Source organism: Pseudomonas sp. Pseusp49 (genome assembly GCF_059491875.1).
The window spans coordinates 2,473,533-2,489,207 of record NZ_CP168514.1; the positions used below are offsets into that span (position 1 = coordinate 2,473,533).

The 15,675-nt window shown below is 62.3% G+C and carries 15 protein-coding genes; 3 read left to right on the forward strand and 12 right to left on the reverse strand.

Annotated features, from left to right (window positions below; genetic code table 11):
- Positions 1 to 2: 2 nt before the first annotated feature.
- The 4 genes from ACEN83_RS11255 to potE form a co-directional block, all read right to left on the reverse strand.
- Positions 3 to 542: an HD domain-containing protein gene (locus ACEN83_RS11255; protein WP_218479983.1), complete on the reverse strand. Its 540-nt coding sequence runs from the start codon at positions 540 to 542 to the stop codon at positions 3 to 5.
- The gene (locus tag ACEN83_RS11260) at positions 542 to 943 is read right to left on the reverse strand and encodes a hypothetical protein (protein ID WP_015094584.1); all 402 of its coding nucleotides are present in this window, start codon (positions 941 to 943) and stop codon (positions 542 to 544) included. Before ACEN83_RS11260 ends, ACEN83_RS11255 begins: the two co-directional genes overlap by 1 nt.
- A gap of 184 nt (positions 944 to 1,127) precedes the next feature.
- Complete coding sequence (locus ACEN83_RS11265; protein ID WP_407802510.1) at positions 1,128 to 3,413, reverse strand: Orn/Lys/Arg family decarboxylase; 2,286 nt, start codon at positions 3,411 to 3,413, stop codon at positions 1,128 to 1,130.
- Positions 3,410 to 4,819 (reverse strand): putrescine-ornithine antiporter, encoded by a 1,410-nt coding sequence (potE, locus tag ACEN83_RS11270; protein WP_495580300.1) that lies wholly within the window; start codon positions 4,817 to 4,819, stop codon positions 3,410 to 3,412. Before potE ends, ACEN83_RS11265 begins: the two co-directional genes overlap by 4 nt.
- Before the next feature lie 183 nt (positions 4,820 to 5,002).
- Between potE and ACEN83_RS11275 the strand changes: the two genes are divergently transcribed.
- Together ACEN83_RS11275 and ACEN83_RS11280 are read left to right on the forward strand one after the other, a co-directional pair.
- A complete protein-coding gene (locus tag ACEN83_RS11275) occupies positions 5,003 to 5,332 on the forward strand; it encodes a hypothetical protein (protein WP_007978083.1) in 330 nt (109 codons plus the stop codon).
- A 123-nt stretch (positions 5,333 to 5,455) separates the two neighbouring features.
- Entirely contained in the window at positions 5,456 to 5,872 is a 417-nt protein-coding gene (locus ACEN83_RS11280) for an organic hydroperoxide resistance protein (protein WP_495580301.1), read from the forward strand.
- 110 nt (positions 5,873 to 5,982) lie between these two features.
- Here ACEN83_RS11280 and ACEN83_RS11285 read toward each other — a convergent pair whose 3' ends face one another.
- From ACEN83_RS11285 to ACEN83_RS11320, 8 genes are all read right to left on the reverse strand, one after another.
- The gene (locus ACEN83_RS11285) at positions 5,983 to 6,492 is read right to left on the reverse strand and encodes a copper chaperone PCu(A)C (RefSeq protein WP_007978088.1); all 510 of its coding nucleotides are present in this window, start codon (positions 6,490 to 6,492) and stop codon (positions 5,983 to 5,985) included.
- Between the two features lies 1 nt (position 6,493).
- Positions 6,494 to 7,099, reverse strand: coding sequence for an SCO family protein (locus tag ACEN83_RS11290; protein ID WP_495580302.1), 606 nt, complete (start codon positions 7,097 to 7,099; stop codon positions 6,494 to 6,496).
- A 371-nt stretch (positions 7,100 to 7,470) separates the two neighbouring features.
- On the reverse strand, positions 7,471 to 8,355 hold the full coding sequence (locus tag ACEN83_RS11295) for a ChaN family lipoprotein (RefSeq protein WP_495580303.1): 885 nt from the start codon (positions 8,353 to 8,355) through the stop codon (positions 7,471 to 7,473).
- 54 nt (positions 8,356 to 8,409) lie between these two features.
- Entirely contained in the window at positions 8,410 to 9,177 is a 768-nt protein-coding gene (locus ACEN83_RS11300; RefSeq protein ID WP_495580304.1) for a heme ABC transporter ATP-binding protein, read from the reverse strand.
- A complete protein-coding gene (locus ACEN83_RS11305) occupies positions 9,177 to 10,160 on the reverse strand; it encodes a FecCD family ABC transporter permease (RefSeq protein ID WP_495580867.1) in 984 nt (327 codons plus the stop codon). The genes ACEN83_RS11300 and ACEN83_RS11305 overlap by 1 nt, the downstream gene beginning before the upstream one ends.
- 50 nt (positions 10,161 to 10,210) lie before the next feature.
- The gene (locus ACEN83_RS11310) at positions 10,211 to 11,095 is read right to left on the reverse strand and encodes a heme/hemin ABC transporter substrate-binding protein (RefSeq protein ID WP_495580305.1); all 885 of its coding nucleotides are present in this window, start codon (positions 11,093 to 11,095) and stop codon (positions 10,211 to 10,213) included.
- Positions 11,096 to 11,107: 12 nt separating this feature from the next.
- Positions 11,108 to 12,178 carry a hemin-degrading factor gene (locus ACEN83_RS11315; protein ID WP_495580306.1) on the reverse strand — a complete coding sequence of 357 codons (1,071 nt, stop codon included), beginning with the start codon at positions 12,176 to 12,178 and terminating at the stop codon, positions 11,108 to 11,110.
- 17 nt (positions 12,179 to 12,195) lie between these two features.
- Positions 12,196 to 13,005, reverse strand: a complete 810-nt coding sequence (locus ACEN83_RS11320) for an energy transducer TonB (RefSeq protein WP_495580307.1) — start codon at positions 13,003 to 13,005, stop codon at positions 12,196 to 12,198.
- Between the two features lie 243 nt (positions 13,006 to 13,248).
- Here ACEN83_RS11320 and ACEN83_RS11325 point away from each other — a divergent pair, with 243 nt between their 5' ends.
- Complete coding sequence (locus tag ACEN83_RS11325) at positions 13,249 to 15,477, forward strand: TonB-dependent hemoglobin/transferrin/lactoferrin family receptor (RefSeq protein ID WP_495580308.1); 2,229 nt, start codon at positions 13,249 to 13,251, stop codon at positions 15,475 to 15,477.
- Positions 15,478 to 15,675: the final 198 nt, after the last annotated feature.

The window sequence follows — 15,675 nt, forward strand, 5'->3', positions numbered from 1 at the left end:
TTTCACCAGCGAAACATGGGCAGCGGCCGTAGCGGCGAGTGGAGCAATTGGCGGGCTGAAAGCTTCATCAGCATCGAGTGAAAACCGTGATCGGGAAAGGTCGACTGCACGGTCTTGATGAAGCTTCGGGGCAGGCCGAAGCGGACCAGGCCCAGGGACACATCCACCAGATCGGCCCGGCGGAAGGGTTCGACGCTGTCGGCACAAGCGCCGCGATACCGGCGCAGCTTGTGGTGCTCGAGTATCAACGCACTGACTTCATCTTTGAGTTGCGAGCGTTGTCGGCTGTCGAGATATTCAGTGGCCAGCGCAATGGACGGCGGCAGGTAGTCAAGGGTGTCATCGGTCCAGATACCCAGGTCATGAAACGCCGCTGCGATCTGTACGGCATCCGGGGGCAAGCCTTCGGTACCGCTGAGGGCCGCATGGAAATTCAGCACCCGGTAAATGTGGTTGCGGTAGCCCTGCAGGTCGGCGCCGATGGCCAGGGCGAACGAGGTGAGAATCTCGTCGGTGAGGGGGAATTCGAGAATGGGCTTCATCAGGCGTCACGCAACAGGTCGTTGGCATTGAGCAGCTCGTAGGCAATCTCCGGGCGCTTCTCCATGGCTCGGCGAATGGCGGCCGGGATGTTGGCGCGGGTCTTGCGGCACAGCCCCGGCAGTTCGCCGATCTGGATGCCGATGCCGCGCATGGTGCGCACCTCATTGAAGCCGGGGGCGATGTCCACGCGGATGCCCAACTGTTCGAGCATACGCCGTTGCAGGTGCTCCAGATCGCTCAGGCTCTGCAGATTTTCCAGGCGTTCGATCAGGCGTTTTTCTTCGTTGCGGGTCAAAAACAGAATGCGCAGGTCCGCCCCTGGTGTTTCCAGCAACGGGTCACGCCCGCAGTCGCAGGCGCCGGGCGGGCAGGGTGAGCGAATTGGAGCGGTGGTGGTCATGGGGATCAATCATAGAGCGCGGTGATTGAGTTTGCCCATAGGGATTTTGGTGTGAAGACGATCTAAAAAATGTGGGAGCGGGCTTGCTCGCGAAGGCGTCCTGTCATTCGACAATTGCGTCGACTGACACTACGCCTTCGCGAGCAAGCCCGCTCCCACAGGGGTTGCGGTGAGCCTGCTGGACTTACTTCAGTACCAGCATCCGATAAACGCCATCCTCAACCTCGATCCCGTGGGTGTCATGGGTGAAGCCGGGGAAGGATTTATCGAAGGCTTCCAGTGCCTTGAGATACGCCAGCAGCGGACCGTCCGCGGGGCCTGCGTTCTCGCCTGGCATGAGCAGCGGGATACCTGGCGGGTACGGCACGATACCGGTGGCGGCAAGGCGTCCGGCGGCTTGCTCGAGGGTCACCAGTTCGATGTCGTTGCGCACCAGTTTCTCGTAGGCCTCCACCGGGCTGAATTCGGCTTTTGGCAAGGTGCCGAAAGCCTGGGACATGTTGGCGGTGGTCTTGTGTTTCTTCATGGCGGCGAAGATTTCGTCGGCCAGATCCTTGAGGCCCATGCCGGCGTAGCGTCGCTGGTTGGCGTTGTACAGGTCGGGCAGGCACAGCTCCAGCTCGGCGTTGTCGTCGTAGTCGCGCTTGAAGTCGAGCAGGGCGTTGAGCAGCGTGCCCCACTTGCCTTTGGTGATACCGATGGAGAACAGGAACAGGATGGTGAAATCGGTGGTTTTCTCGACCACGATACCCTGGCGGCCCAGGTACGCCGTGATCACACAGGCCGGGATACCGGAGGCGAGCAGGTTGCCGTCGTCGCCCATGCCCGGGGCAAGTACCGACACCTTGATCGGGTCGAGCATGCAGTAGCCGTCTTCGATGTCACCGAAACCGTGCCATACCGCGTTCGGGTGCAGGACCCAGCAGTTCGGGTCGGTTTTCAGCGTAACCGGATCGACCTCATGGAACGGCACGGTCGCGGCGCCTACCTGTACGGTCGGCGGCTGCCAGCAGGTGAAGAACCAGTCGTCCTTGCTCAGCATCTCGTTGTGCATGCGCGAGAGAACCTGGCGGAAGCTGATGGCTTCTTCGATCGACTCGCTGGTGAGGATCTGTCCGCTCGGCGCTTCCATCATCGCCGAGCTGACGTCGCAGGACGCCATGATCGCGTAGTTCGGCGAGGTCGAGGCGTGCATCATGTACGACTCGTTGAAGCGCGCATGTTCAATCGGGTTACGGCCGTCGCGCACGTGGATCATCGAGGCCTGGGACAGGGCGGCCAGCAACTTGTGGGTCGACTGGGTGGCGAACACAGTCGGCTTGGACTTGTCGTGGTCGGCCGGATTGCCGTGCATGGCATGGCGTCCGCTGTACAGCGGGTTGAAGCGCGCATAACCGTACCAGGCTTCGTCGAAGTGCAGGCGGTCGACGCTTTCGCCCAGCAACTCTTCGACGCGGGTGACGTTGTAGGTCAGGCCGTCGTAGGTCGAGTTGGTGACAATGGCGTGCACCGGCGTCGGGTCGATGCCTTTCTTGACCAGCGGGTTGTTGGCGATGGCGGCTTTCACGCCTTCGGCGCTCAGGGTCTGCGGCAGGATCGGGCCGATGATGCCGTAGCGGTTGCGGGTCGGCACCAGGTAGGTCGGAATCGCCCCGGACAGGGTCATCGCATGCTCGGCGGACTTGTGGCAATTGCGGTCGCACAGGGCGATCTGGTTGCGCGTGACGCTGGCCATGAGAATGACGCGGTTGGACATCGACGAGCCGTTGGTCACGTAGTACGTGCGGTGCGCACCGAAGACCTTGGCGGCATAACGTTCGCCCTGGCCGATGGGGCCGCTGTGATCGAGCAGGGAGCCCAGTTCGCCGACCGAGATCGACAGGTCGGAACGCAGCAGGTTTTCACCGAAGAACTCGTAGAAGGCGCGTCCGGCAGTGCTCTTGAGAAACGCGGTGCCGCCGGCATGGCCCGGGGTGTGCCAGGAGTATTCATAGGTGCGGGCAAATTTCACCAGCGCGCCGAACATCGGTGGCAGGGCCGCCTGACGATAGCGTTCGATGGCGGCCAGGATGCGCCCGCTGAGGAAACCGGTGGTGTCTTCGGGCAGCCAGATGAAGTCGTCGGCGTGTTGCATGACCAGCAACGGAATGCTCGACGCGGTGGTACGGTCGCTGATCAGGAACACCGGCACGCGGGTGTTGCGCTCGCGCAGTTTGACCAGCAGCTTGATGCAGTCGGCGTGACCGTCGCTGGTGTCCATTTCCCAGCGGATGAGCACGCACTGAACAGCGGGGTCCGAACGCAGGATCGATGCGGCATCCGAGAGGCTTTCCGAGGCCAGAACACTGACGCCCCGTCCCTCTACATCGTGGACCAGATGATCCAGGGCGCGGCCAAACACGGTTCGTTTGTCCGGTGGACTGCTGACCAGTAGCGCCAGCATGCCCAGCGAATGTTTATAGTCCGTCATGCTTGAGTCTCCAGAGTGGCTTTATTCAGATTGTTCACCGGCACTGGCGCGGCAGTGAGGTGCTGCGCGCTGACGGTTTGCGTCGGTACGCTGTTGTTGAGTGCTTCGAGGCGGATCAGGCGGTTGTTGACGAAGCCGAACAGGGTGTAGCCGAAGATGGTGGCGACACCACCGAGCATCAGGGCCTGCTCACCGGAACTGTACAGCGCCAGGTAGCTGTAGGCCGCCGCGATCAGCGCAATGACGTTGGTGGCCAAGGCCTTGCCTTCCGGCACGTTGGAGACTTTCTGCATGGTCATCAGCGCGGCCATGGACAGGATGTACGGCACCAGGTTGGTCACTACCGCGAGGTTGACCAGGGTGTCGAACTGCTTGCTCAGGTCGGGACTGATGGTGAGCAGGGCCAGTGCGGTCTGCGCCGCGAGTAGCACCAGCATGCCGACAATCGGCGTACCCGCCTTGTTGGCCTTGGCGAAGATCGACAGGAAGTAACCGGTGTCGGCCGAGCTTTTGTACACCTGGGCGATGGTGAACTGCCAACCCAGCAACGAACCGATGCAGGCGAGCACCATGGCCGCCATCACGATGTCACCGACCATCGGGGTGAACATCTTGGCGAACACCAGGCCGAACGGCGCGGTGGACGCGACCAGTTCTTCGTTGCCGACGATGCCGAAGATGACGTTGGTGGAGACGATGTAGATCACCGCCGCACCCAGGGTGCCGCCCAGCACCGCAATCGGTACGTTGCGCTCAGGGTTTTCCACCGCATCGGTGTTGGCGCAAGCCGATTCCAGGCCAAGGAAGGCCCACAGGGTGATCGCCACCGAGGCGCCTGCCGCTTCGAACCAGCTCTTGTCATGAGGGTTCCAGCCAGCGGCGTAGACGCTGCTGTCGAAATAGAACCAGCCCACCGTGGACACCAGCACCACCGGTGCAATCACACCCCAGACGGTGATCGCGCCGATCCGGCCGGTAATGCGCGCGCCGCCAAAGTTGGCGAAGGTCGTGATCCACAACAAGGCAATGGTCGCGAGACCTACCTGCAGTGAATCAAGTTTTATTCCGAACAACGTCTGTATATAGCCAACCGCGGTAATACTGATCGCCACGTTGGCAATCAACAGTGAGAGGCCGTAGGTGTAGTTGGTGATGTAGTTACCGGCTTTACCGAACGTGTATTCGGCATAGCCACCCATGCCGCCGGTCTTGCGGCTGAGCATCCCGCATCGCGCAAAGGCGTAGGCCAGAGCCAGGGAGCCGGTGGCCGTCACCAGCCAGGAAAGAATCGAAATTGCACCGACTTCCGCTAGTTTCGTCGGTAGTAGCACAATGCCTGAGCCCAACATGTTGACGGCGGTCAACATTGTCAGTTGCCCTACACTCATTTTTTTTGCGACTGACATTCCGTTGCCTCACTTAGTTGGCGATTGAGAGTCTTAGCTATAGCAAAGGATTGAAAACTCGCAAGAAATGGCTTTAGCCATCTCTTTTTTTGCACTCATTTGCAAAAAAGGCACGATGCTGGCCCCCAAGTTAAAAAATCCCCCGCAAAATTAGTTCATTTTCAACTAGTTAGATAGGTCAAGATGCGCAAGGTATGGATCGCGTTAATTCCGCTAGTTGTTGCGGGTATCAGCAACTCGACGCAAGCCAAAGAACTGGCCACCCAGGATCAATACATGTGCAGTTGGGGCGCGGGCACTGCTGCAAGGGCACAGGAGCTCAAGCTCTCAGGGGTTTCCCTGTACGCCGCACGGCAGAAAATCCAGGCCTACAAGTTCTCAAAAACATGGATGCGCATGATGGCTCTTGGTATTACAGAGCAAACTTATGACAGTTCTTCGCGATTGAAACCGACGGCTGTGCGGCAAAGCTTTTATGAGGACTGCGTCAGGTACAAGTTGGCGCGCAAATAAGGAAGAAACGGGCGCCGGTCGGATCGACTGCGGCACGGGCCGGTGACGTCTATATTGATTGACCATCCCGGCGACCGGATGGGGTGTTAAACCGGTTTTCTACAACTCAATCAGGAGGTCAACATGAACCAGATCGATAAAGTGTTGTACACCGCCCAGACCCACACCACCGGTGGGCGTGACGGCGCCTCCCGCAGTTCCGACGGCATCCTCGATGTGAAGCTTTCGTCGCCAGGTGCGGGCGGTGGCGGTACCAACCCCGAGCAATTGTTCGCTGCCGGCTGGTCAGCCTGCTTTATCGGCGCCATGCAAGTGGCAGCCCGGGAAATGAAAGTGGTGTTGCCCAAGGATGTGGCGGTCGATGCGGAAGTCGACCTGGGCACTAATGAAGGCGGCTACCTGCTCCAGGCGCGGCTGAATGTCAGCCTGCCGGGGCTGGACCGTGAAACCGCCCAGAAAATCGTCGACACCGGGCACCAGTACTGCCCGTATTCGAAAGCCACGCGCAACAACATCAACGTTGTGCTCAAGCTCGTTTGAGTTGACGTTTCGATCTAAAAAAAGATCGCAGCCTGCGGCAGCTCCTACACCGATTTCGTAGGAGCTGCCGCAGGCTGCGATCTTTTTGCTGTTGCGAGACTACGGGGAAATCAATTCATCTTGCTGTGATCATGCGCCATGTTGCCGTGATCCATGGTGCCAATCGCCTTGGCAACGGCTTCAACCTGGATCGACTCTTTCTCGCCCTTGGCGTCTTCGACGGTCAGGGTCAGCGGCACCTTGTCGCCTTCCTTGATCTGGCCCGTCAGGTTCATGAGCATGATGTGGTAGCCATTGGGATCCAGGCTCACCGCTTTACCGGCCGGCAGTGCCACGGCGTCCACCTGCTGCATTTTCATCACGTCGTCTTTCATGCTCATTGCATGAATCTGCACCAGAGCTGCCACCGGCGTTTGCACACTCAACAGTTTGCTGTCGCTGCTCGCGGTGACGGTCATGAAGGCGCCGCTCGACGGCTGGCCGGCTACGGTGGCGCGGACCCAGGCGTCGTCGACCCGGGTTTGTGCCGACACCTGGAAGGCCAGGCCGACCAGGGACAAGCCCAGTGCCAGTTGCTTGCAACGTTGCGCGAAACGGTTCTTAGCTTGCGGGGCATTCATATCAGCAAACCTCCATCACGGTGAGCAGGTCCTCTGCGCACTCTTTGGCCGTCAGGGACGCGGACAGCCCCAGGCGCAGATTGCCCCGGGAGTCGAAGACATAACTGGTCGCGGTATGGGAGAGGGTATAGGTATCGCCGCTCGGGACTTTTTCAAAGAACACGCCGAATTCCTTGGCGGTGGCGGCGGTTTGTTCCAGGGTGCCGTACAGCGCTTCGAAACTCGGGTCGAAAGCCTTGACGTATTTGTCGAGCAGCTCTGGCGTGTCGCGCTCCGGGTCCAGGGTGATGAAGACCACCTGCAGCCTTTCGCCATCGCGGCCCATCAGCTTTTTGGCCTGGGCGGCACGGGCCAGCGTGGTGGGGCACACGGCCGGGCACTGGGTGAAACCGAAGAACACCATCGGCATCAGGCCGCGATAGCTGCCCAGCATCCTGGTTTCGCCCTCGGTGTTCGTGAGCTTGAAGTTACGCCCCATGATCTTGTCGCTGAGGTCTTTGCCGTACTTGAACGACAGCTTGCTGCTGTCGTCGCAACCGGCGAGCAGGCCCAGGCTCAACAGGCCCATGCCTTGCAGGACAGTTCGGCGGGTATACAAAGTACTCATGGAAAAAAGCATCCTGTTGAACAGGCTGAAACTGACAGCGTGATGACTGTACAGACGAAAAAATCGCGGGGATCTTAACAAACTGTGCCGGTAGCGGCGGGGTGATACGACCATTGGACCGGCACAGAGGCGTGACATAGTGTCGCGCCGCAGCATGTTCGGCTGAGGGCAATAGTGCTCTTGTGGCGAGGGAGCTTGCCTGTGGCGAGGGGGCTTGCCCCCGTTGGACTACGAAGTAGTCCCAAACCCGGATAATGCGGTATGTCAGGTAAACCGCATGCACCTGTTTGGCGACCGCTTCGCGGTCGAACGGGGGCAAGCCCCCTCGCCACAGGCAAGCCCCCTCACCACAGACAGCCCTCTCACCACAATTAACGGCGCAACTTCGCGCAATGATCCTGTTCCGGCTGTGCGGCCGTGTACCACACGTAGTCCGCGCTCTCGGCGGTCACGGTCTTGCCCGCTTCGGCGAGGATCAGCACGGCGTTGCCTTCACCGGCACCGAGGTCTTTCAGGTGCAGCGGCACCCCGAGATCCTTGCGCACATGAAAGGCCCCGGCCAGCAGCAACGCCGGCGTCGGCGCGGCCATCAGGCGCTCGGCCATGCGCCGGTCGCGTTGTTGCTGCACGGCGAGCATGGCCGGCATTTGTGATTCGGGCAGCAGACCGCAATGGGATTGGCGGATGTCGTCCAGCAAGGTCGCCTGCACCTGTCGGGTGGTGGACGCTGTGCCATCCAACTCAGGACGCTGTCGGTAGATCTGCATGATCTGCGCGCGGTCCAGATTTGCCGCCAGCAGCGGATAGGGTTGGCGCAGCGCGTAGGTGACGAGGGCACCATAGACGCTCCAGTCCCAATTGGCCTGCCAGGCCAGCGCCTTGAACGCATCGGCCGGCGGCTGGCCAGCGCGGGTCGCGGCTTGCGCGGCATCGACCTTGGCCTGTTGATCGGGATTGAGCATCTCCATCAGCAGGCTGCCCTGGGGGCGTTGTGCCGCCAGCTCGCGCAGCAACCACAATTGCAGGGCATGGTGGTCCGGGTTGTCGTGCTGTTCGCCGACCAGAACCCGCGGCGCAACGGCCAGGCGTTCGACCAGTTCCTGCGGTGTCAGCGTGCGACCGCTGGCCAGTTCGCGAATGACGCCGAGATCGGCGTGATCGCGCCCCTGCGGGGCAATCGGCGCCGGGGGCGGCGTTACAGAATGGGTTTGGCAGGCAGCCAACAGGCTGAACGCACACAGCAACAGAAAGCGCATCGGTTTTCCTTGAATAGACAGAAGCCCCTCAATCAACGAAGGAGGGGGACGGTATCAGCGGGCGATGATCAACGGGTGGCCGCGTTCCGGGTGTTGGTGAATCAGCACCTCCAGGCCATACACCGCCGCCAGCGCCTCGGCGGTCAGCACCTGTGCCGGTGGACCGTAGGCGTGGGGCAGGCCCTGTTGCAACAACAGCAGTTGATCGCAGTAGCGTGCAGCCAGATTGAGGTCGTGCAGGATCACCAGCACCGCTGCACCGCGCTCGGCGAAGTCGCGCACGGCTTGCAAAATGGTGTGCTGGTGCAACGGATCGAGCATCGACGTCGGTTCATCGAGTAGCAGGGTTTGCCCTTCGGCCCCCGGCCAGAGTTGAGCGAGTACCCGCGCCAGATGCACGCGCTGGCGTTCACCGCCGGACAGCGCCAGATAACTGCGCCCGGCAAGATGAAGCGCATCGGCCGCTGAAAGCGCCTCGGCGACGATTTCGCCATCGCGCACGCGGCCGCTGGCGTGAGGCAGGCGCCCCATGCCCACGACTTCATTGACCGAAAACGCAAAGTTCAGGCTCGAACTCTGCGGCAGCACGGCCAGGCGCCTGGCCCGTTCCTGGCCCGGCCAGTCGGCGAGTGGACGCTCGTCGAGGCTGACCCTGCCTTCGCTGGTTGGCAGTTCGCCGCACAAGGCGGCGAGCAGAGTGCTTTTGCCGGCGCCGTTAGGTCCCAGCACGCCGAGCACTTCGCCGGGGCGCAATTGGATATCGATGTTCGCCAGTACCGTGCGGCTGCCACGACGTACCAGCAAGTTGTTTGCCCGCAGCATCAGGAACGCCCTCGAACCAGCAAATAAAGAAAGAATGGCGCGCCGATCAGTGCGGTCACGATGCCGATCGGCAATTCGGCTGGCGCCAAAAGCAGGCGCGCGGCCAGATCGGCCAGCAACAACAGGCTGGCACCGGCGAGCAACGACGCGGGCAGCAACACCCGGTGATCCGGGCCGACCAGCAGGCGCATCAGGTGCGGCACCACCAGGCCGATGAAGCCGATCAGGCCGGCCGCCGCGACGGCTGCGCCGACGCCGAGCGCCGTGCACAACACCAGCTCAAGCTTGATGCGCTCGATGTCGAAGCCCAGGTGACGGGCCTCCGACTCGCCCAACAGCATGGCATTGAGTGCCGCCGCGCGACGTGGCAACCACAGCGCCACGCCCACGGTGACGATCAGCAATGGCCACAGGCGCGGATAGCTGGCGCCGTTGAGGCTGCCCAGGTTCCAGAACGTCAGGGTGCGCAGGGTCGCATCATCGGCCAGGTAAGTGAACAGACCCACGCCGGCACCGGCCATGGCCGTCATCGCCACACCCGCCAACAGCATGGTGGCAACGTCGGTTTGCCCGTTGCGGCGGCCGAAGCGATACACCACCGCCGTGACGATCAAGCCACCGGCGAAGGCGCTGACCGACAACAGATAAGGTTCGATGACCGCTGGCACGCCACCCAGCAGGCTGCCGCCGACGATGGCGAGGGCGGCGCCCAGCGCGGCACCGCCGGAGACACCGACCAGGCCCGGGTCCGCCAAGGGGTTGCGGAACAACCCCTGCATCGCCACCCCGGACAACGCCAGTACCGAGCCCACGGCGATGCCGAGCAGGCTGCGCGGCAGACGGATCTGACCGAGGATCAGCTCCGCCTGTTGTGTGTCCCCACCGTCAAGCGGCAACCCCAGCAGGCGCATCCCGGCCAGCAAGGTATCGCCCAATGGCAGGCTCACCGGCCCGAGGGCCAGGGACAGCCAGAACACCAGCACCAGCAACAGCAGCAAACAGATCAAGGTCGGACGCGGCCGGAAAATGGCCGTCATGGGTGGGTCCCGGCAGTCTGCGCCTTGACATCCGGATAGAACGCCGTGGACAGACGGGTCAAGGCGTCCGGCACACGTGGGCCAAGGCCACCGACCAGCAGCGTCGGGTCGATCATCACCACCCGGCCATCACGCCCGGCCTGGGTTTGCGCCAGGATCGGGTTCTGTTCCAGCAGGGCTTTACGGGCCGCATCGCCTTGCAGTTTGCCACCGGCGAAGATGATCACCTGCGGGTCCAGGCTCAGGATGGCTTCGCTGGAGACCGGTTTGTAGCCGTTGTGCTCACCCAGGCTTTTGCCGCCGGCCTGCTGGATCATCCAGGCTGCCAGGGTGTCCTTGCCCGCCACTTGCAGGTTGCCACCGGAGTGGCTGAGCAGCATCAGCACCCGGGGAGCCGGTTGCTGTTGCTGCGCCAGTCTGACCCAATCGGCCTGGGTTTGCAGACGCTTGAGGTAGCCCGCCATCTGCGCCTGGGCCTCGGTTTCCTTGCCCAGCAGTTGGCCGAGTTCGGTCAGGTTGTGTTGCAGGGCCGGCACGTCGGCCTTGGCCGACAGCAATTCAATGCGCACGCCGGCGGCCTTGAGTTGCTCCAGCACCGGTGGTGGCCCCATTTCGTTGCTGCCCACCAGAATGTCCGGCTTCAGCGCCAGAATGCCTTCGGCCGCCAGCGCCCGTTGGTAGCCGACGCCCGGCAGGCTGTGCAGCGATTGTGGGTACTGGCTGGTGCTGTCGACACCCACCAGCTTGCTTTCGCCGCCCAGGGCGACCACCCATTCGCTGAATGCGCCGCCGGCGCTGACCCAGCGCTGGGGCAGGGCGTCGGCGACGGCCATCTGGCTGACGAGCACGCCGGCACAGGCCAGCAGTGTTTTGATTCGCATCGGGACTCTTCCTTAGCCGATCAGAGGGGTGGCGGTTTCAGCCAGGGCACGCCAGTCGTCACGCTCAGGAATGCCCGGCTTGCGCACACCGAACAACTGGATCACCAGTTCGCCTTCGGCATCGAAACCTTCGTAGCTGGTGATGATGCCATCGACGCTCGGCTTGCGCACACGCCACAACTCGGTCACGCCGGTCGTCTTCAGGTGCAGGTTGAACATCGGGTCGAGCACGTTGAACCAGGTGTCCATCCAGCGCAGGTTGCTGACCGGCCCTGAGTGAATCTGGATGCAGTGCTTGTTGCCGACGAACACCATGATCGGCACTTCGCGCTTGCCGGCTTCTTCGATGACCCGGGTCAGCTCGACGGTGGCCAGAGGTTCGGCCCACTCGTGACCGGCCAGGCGCAGGGCCTGGGTGCGCGCCACGTCGTTGCGCTTGAGCAGCATGAAGAAGTCGTGGGTGTCCTTGAGCTGCGACCATTCGCTGCGCAGGGTATCGACGTCCACTTCGCTGTCGACGCGTGGCGCCTTGGCCTGTGGCAGCGGTTGCAGGTCCAGTTCGGCCGTCTGTTGTTCGGCATGGAAACGCTCGACCAGCGGTGCCCAGGCGGCATCGAAGCTGGTGGCGGTCAGGTAGACCTTGTGCACGGCCAGGCCCTGGCGGTCGAACACCTGGAGGCTGCGCTGCGGACCGCGTGGGGTGGCTTCGTCGACGGCGAACACGCTGGCCCAGCCGCTGAGGAACAGGCGCAGGTCGATGTCCGGCGACAGCACCATGCCCATCTGGCCGCTGCCCATCACGGTCACTTCGCTGTACACGCCTTTGCGCTCGTGCACGCAATGCTCGTTGCGGGTCAGGGCCATGATGGTGCCCAGTTCACCCAGTGCCGGCAGCAGTTCCTTCCATTCCGGGCGCAGGCGCACGGTGTCGGTGCCCAGGCGGCTGGCGGTCAGTTCAGCTTCGCTGACACCCAGTTTGGCCGCGGCATCGCGGGCGCGCAGGCCGGGTTGTTCGGCGCGCAGTTGTTGCCAGGTCTGGTACAGGGCCGGGGCGACTGGCAGGGCGGAAGTATTGGCGGTCATGTGATGCTCCTTCAGGATCAACGGTTCGCCGTGAGGGCGAATTCTATTGGTATCTCTACACGGCTGGGCACAGCCCGGCCGTCGACAATTTCGGGGCGGAAACGCCAGGTGGTCACTGCTTCGAGAGCGGCCTGGTCAAGGCTCTCCACCCCCGAGGAACGCACCAGCGTCAGCTTGAGTTGCTGGCCGTGTTCATCGAGGCGCACCTCGATCCGCACCACGCCCTGCTGGTTGCGGCGGCGGGCAGTGTTGGGGTAGCGAGGCGCCGGAGGAGGGGTGACGAAGGACGGGCGCAGGCTGACCACCGGGTTGAGCTTGGGCGCCGGAGCGGCAGCGACGGGGAGGGTCGGGTTGGCGTTCTGTGCGGGCGCGGCGGCGGGTGTCGCTGCCGGTGCCGGGCGAGTCGGGGTCTGCGCCATGGTGGCCGGAAGCTCTACGGGTTCGGCACGACGGGGGGCCGGACTGGTTTCGCCACGAGGTTTGGCGGGCGGTTGTGGCTTGCCTGGCGCCTTGACCATGGTCGGCTGGGTGCTGACCGGCAGCGGCTTGACCGGTGTCGGTGCAGGCGCTGCGGTCTCGGCTTTCGCCGTTTCAGGTTGTTTCGCAGGTACAGGCGAAGGTGCTGGTGCCGGCATCGGGGCAGACGTGCGCACGGGCTGTGGCGGGGTCGGTGCGGGCACGGCCATCGGTGCCAGCGTCACCAGTTGAATCGCCATCGGTGGCTGAAAGGCCAGCGGTTCGGGCGCGGCCTGAATCTCGCGGACGAGCCATCCGGCGCTCAAATGCAGCGCAATCGATAACCCCAGACAACCCCAGAAGTGCTTCATGCACGCTTGTTCCAGTTTTAAGCTGAATGCATATGGTAATAATTTGCATTTACAAGTCAAGCTGGTTATCTTCGCCGCCGCTGCCGACAAGCGTTTTTGTATACATCCCTTCGACAGAAAGGGGCCAAACGCTTGGTTCATACAACACAAAACACACGCCGGACAGTGTCCGTCGCCCATGCAGATCCCCTTCAACACCCTGCATGCAAGTGACCACTGTCAGATCCCAGGAGTAAAAGTTAGATGTCGATCCGCCCGCCATTCGCCATGCGTCCCTGGCTCTGCTTGCTGTTGCTCTCGCCTTCGCTGGCCTTTGCCGCCGAACCCGTTACCCAGTTCGATACCGTCAGCGTGACCGCCACCCGCACCGAGCAGACCCTGCTGCAAGTGCCGAGTACCGTGTCGGTGCACAGCGAGCGTGAAATCGATCAGCAGAACGACAAGGACCTCAAGGATGTGGTGCGTTACGAGCCGGGTGTTTCGGTCAGTGGCACCGGCAGCCGCTTCGGCCTGTCCGGGGCGAACATCCGCGGTATCGACGGCAATCGGGTACTGACCCAGGTCGACGGCGTGCGCGTCCCGCAAAGCAACGCTTTCAGCCCGTTCCAGGACGTGCGCAGCAACTACGTCGACCTCGACACCATCAAGCAGGTGGAAATCATCCGCGGCCCGGCGTCCTCGTTGTACGGCAGCGATGCCATCGGCGGTGCGGTCAGCTACCTGACCAAGGATGCCGGCGAGTACCTCGAAGACGGCGACGACACCTACGCGCGCTTCAAGACCGGCTACGACGGCAGCGATGACAGCTGGCAGCGCAGCGCCACGTTCGCCGGGCGTACCGGTACCGTCGACGGCCTGCTGCACCTGGGTCGCCGCGACGGTCAGTCCACCGACACCGCAGGCAACGTCGGTGGCACAGGCGCATCGCGCACCGAAGCCAACCCGCTGAACTACACCACTGAAAACGTGCTGGCCAAACTGGGCTGGGACTACGGCGAGGGCGACCGCCTGCAGTTCACTTACGAGCGCTACCAGGATGACGCCAAGAGCAACCTGCTGAGCGATATCGTCACCCGCGCCACCCTCACCAGCCCGGCGATTCTCGGCTCCACGGCCGATGACAGCATCGACCGCACCCGCTACAGCCTGGCCCATACCCTGGCCCTGGACAGCGCGATGGCCGACAAGCTGCAATGGCAGTTGAACTATCAGGAAAGCAGCAACGACCAGGACACTTATCAGCAGCGCCAGACCACCTCGCGGGTCAACCGTGTGCGCACCCGCCAGTCGACTTACGACGAACGCCTGTGGAGCTTGAACACCCAACTCGACAAGGAATTCGCGATTGCCGACACCCGGCATCACCTGATCTACGGTGCCGAAGTCAAACGCATCGAGTCGAGCAACAAGCGTACGGGTCAAGAAGTGCGCCTGGACACCGGCGCCATTGTGCCGGCCACGGAGAACTTCCCGGTCAGCGACTTCCCGGATCCGACCAGCGAATCCCTGGGCCTGTTCGTCCAGGACAGTATCGAGGTCGGCCGCTGGACCCTGTTGCCAGGCCTGCGCTACGACTACTACCGTCAGACACCGCACGTCACGCAGGAATACCTCAACGGTTTGCCCTCGGACACCGATCCCTCGCGCCTCTCCGACGATCACATTTCGCCGAAATTCGGTGTGACCTATCAGCTGACCGAACACGAAAGCGTCTACGGCCAGTACGCTGCCGGCTTCCGTGCGCCGAACCCGGTCAACATGTACGGTGAGTTCAGCAACCCGCAATTTGGCTACAAGCAAATCGGCAACCCGAACCTCAAGCCGGAAACCAGCAACAGCTTCGAGACCGGCCTGCGCGGTCGCTACGACCTGGGCAGCTTCGGCATCGCGCTGTTCTACAACAAGTACAAGGACTTCATCGAAACGGTCAGCTTCACTGATCCGACCAGCGACATCCCGCTGACCTTCCAGTCGCAAAACGTGAGCAAGGTCACCATCCGTGGTGCCGAAGCCAAGGGTGACATCAAGCTGGACGCCTTCATGCCGGCAGGTACCCGTGCCCTGGGTTCGATTGCCTATGCGCGCGGCAAAAATGAGGAAACCGGCGAGGCGCTCAACAGTGTCGACCCGCTCAAGGCGGTCATGGGCCTGGCCTACGATGCACCGAGCGGCGTGTATGGCGGCCAGGTCATGTGGACCCTGGTTCAGTCCAAGGACCGCGTCGACCACAGCGGCGATGCCGACTTGCTGATCAACCGCCAGTTCGAGACCCCGGGCTACGGCACCCTCGACCTGACGGCCTGGTGGCAGGTGACGCAGGAAGTGTCGATCAACGGCGGCCTGTTCAACGTCACCGACAAGAAGTACTGGAACTGGGGCGACGTGCAGGGCCGCGACGAAAACGCAGCGGGTCTTGATCGTATGACTCAGCCTGGGCGTTATGCGGCGGTCAACCTGATCTGGGAGATCTGATCAGGCTGAAACATTTCCATTGTGGTGAGGGGGCAGTCCCCTTTTTTGGTTCATCACGTAATTCCGGGAAACTGTAGGAGCTGCCGAAGGCTGCGATCTTTTGATCTTGATCTTCAGAAATCTCCAGATCGTAAAAGCAAGATCAAAAGATCGCAGCCTTCGGCAGCTCCTACAGATATTTCGTAATCTGTGCCGTGA

Bases quoted from the DNA above. Each gene is read 5' to 3' on its own strand.
- ACEN83_RS11255 (WP_218479983.1), bottom strand. From the start codon at position 542: ATGAAGCCCATTCTCGAATTCCCCCTCACCGACGAGATTCTCACCTCG.
- ACEN83_RS11260 (WP_015094584.1), bottom strand. From the start codon at position 943: ATGACCACCACCGCTCCAATTCGCTCACCCTGCCCGCCCGGCGCCTGC.
- ACEN83_RS11265 (WP_407802510.1), bottom strand. From the start codon at position 3,413: ATGACGGACTATAAACATTCGCTGGGCATGCTGGCGCTACTGGTCAGC.
- potE (WP_495580300.1), bottom strand. From the start codon at position 4,819: ATGTCAGTCGCAAAAAAAATGAGTGTAGGGCAACTGACAATGTTGACC.
- ACEN83_RS11275 (WP_007978083.1), top strand. From the start codon at position 5,003: ATGCGCAAGGTATGGATCGCGTTAATTCCGCTAGTTGTTGCGGGTATC.
- ACEN83_RS11280 (WP_495580301.1), top strand. From the start codon at position 5,456: ATGAACCAGATCGATAAAGTGTTGTACACCGCCCAGACCCACACCACC.
- ACEN83_RS11285 (WP_007978088.1), bottom strand. From the start codon at position 6,492: ATGAATGCCCCGCAAGCTAAGAACCGTTTCGCGCAACGTTGCAAGCAA.
- ACEN83_RS11290 (WP_495580302.1), bottom strand. From the start codon at position 7,099: ATGAGTACTTTGTATACCCGCCGAACTGTCCTGCAAGGCATGGGCCTG.
- ACEN83_RS11295 (WP_495580303.1), bottom strand. From the start codon at position 8,355: ATGCGCTTTCTGTTGCTGTGTGCGTTCAGCCTGTTGGCTGCCTGCCAA.
- ACEN83_RS11300 (WP_495580304.1), bottom strand. From the start codon at position 9,177: ATGCTGCGGGCAAACAACTTGCTGGTACGTCGTGGCAGCCGCACGGTA.
- ACEN83_RS11310 (WP_495580305.1), bottom strand. From the start codon at position 11,095: ATGCGAATCAAAACACTGCTGGCCTGTGCCGGCGTGCTCGTCAGCCAG.
- ACEN83_RS11315 (WP_495580306.1), bottom strand. From the start codon at position 12,178: ATGACCGCCAATACTTCCGCCCTGCCAGTCGCCCCGGCCCTGTACCAG.
- ACEN83_RS11320 (WP_495580307.1), bottom strand. From the start codon at position 13,005: ATGAAGCACTTCTGGGGTTGTCTGGGGTTATCGATTGCGCTGCATTTG.
- ACEN83_RS11325 (WP_495580308.1), top strand. From the start codon at position 13,249: ATGTCGATCCGCCCGCCATTCGCCATGCGTCCCTGGCTCTGCTTGCTG.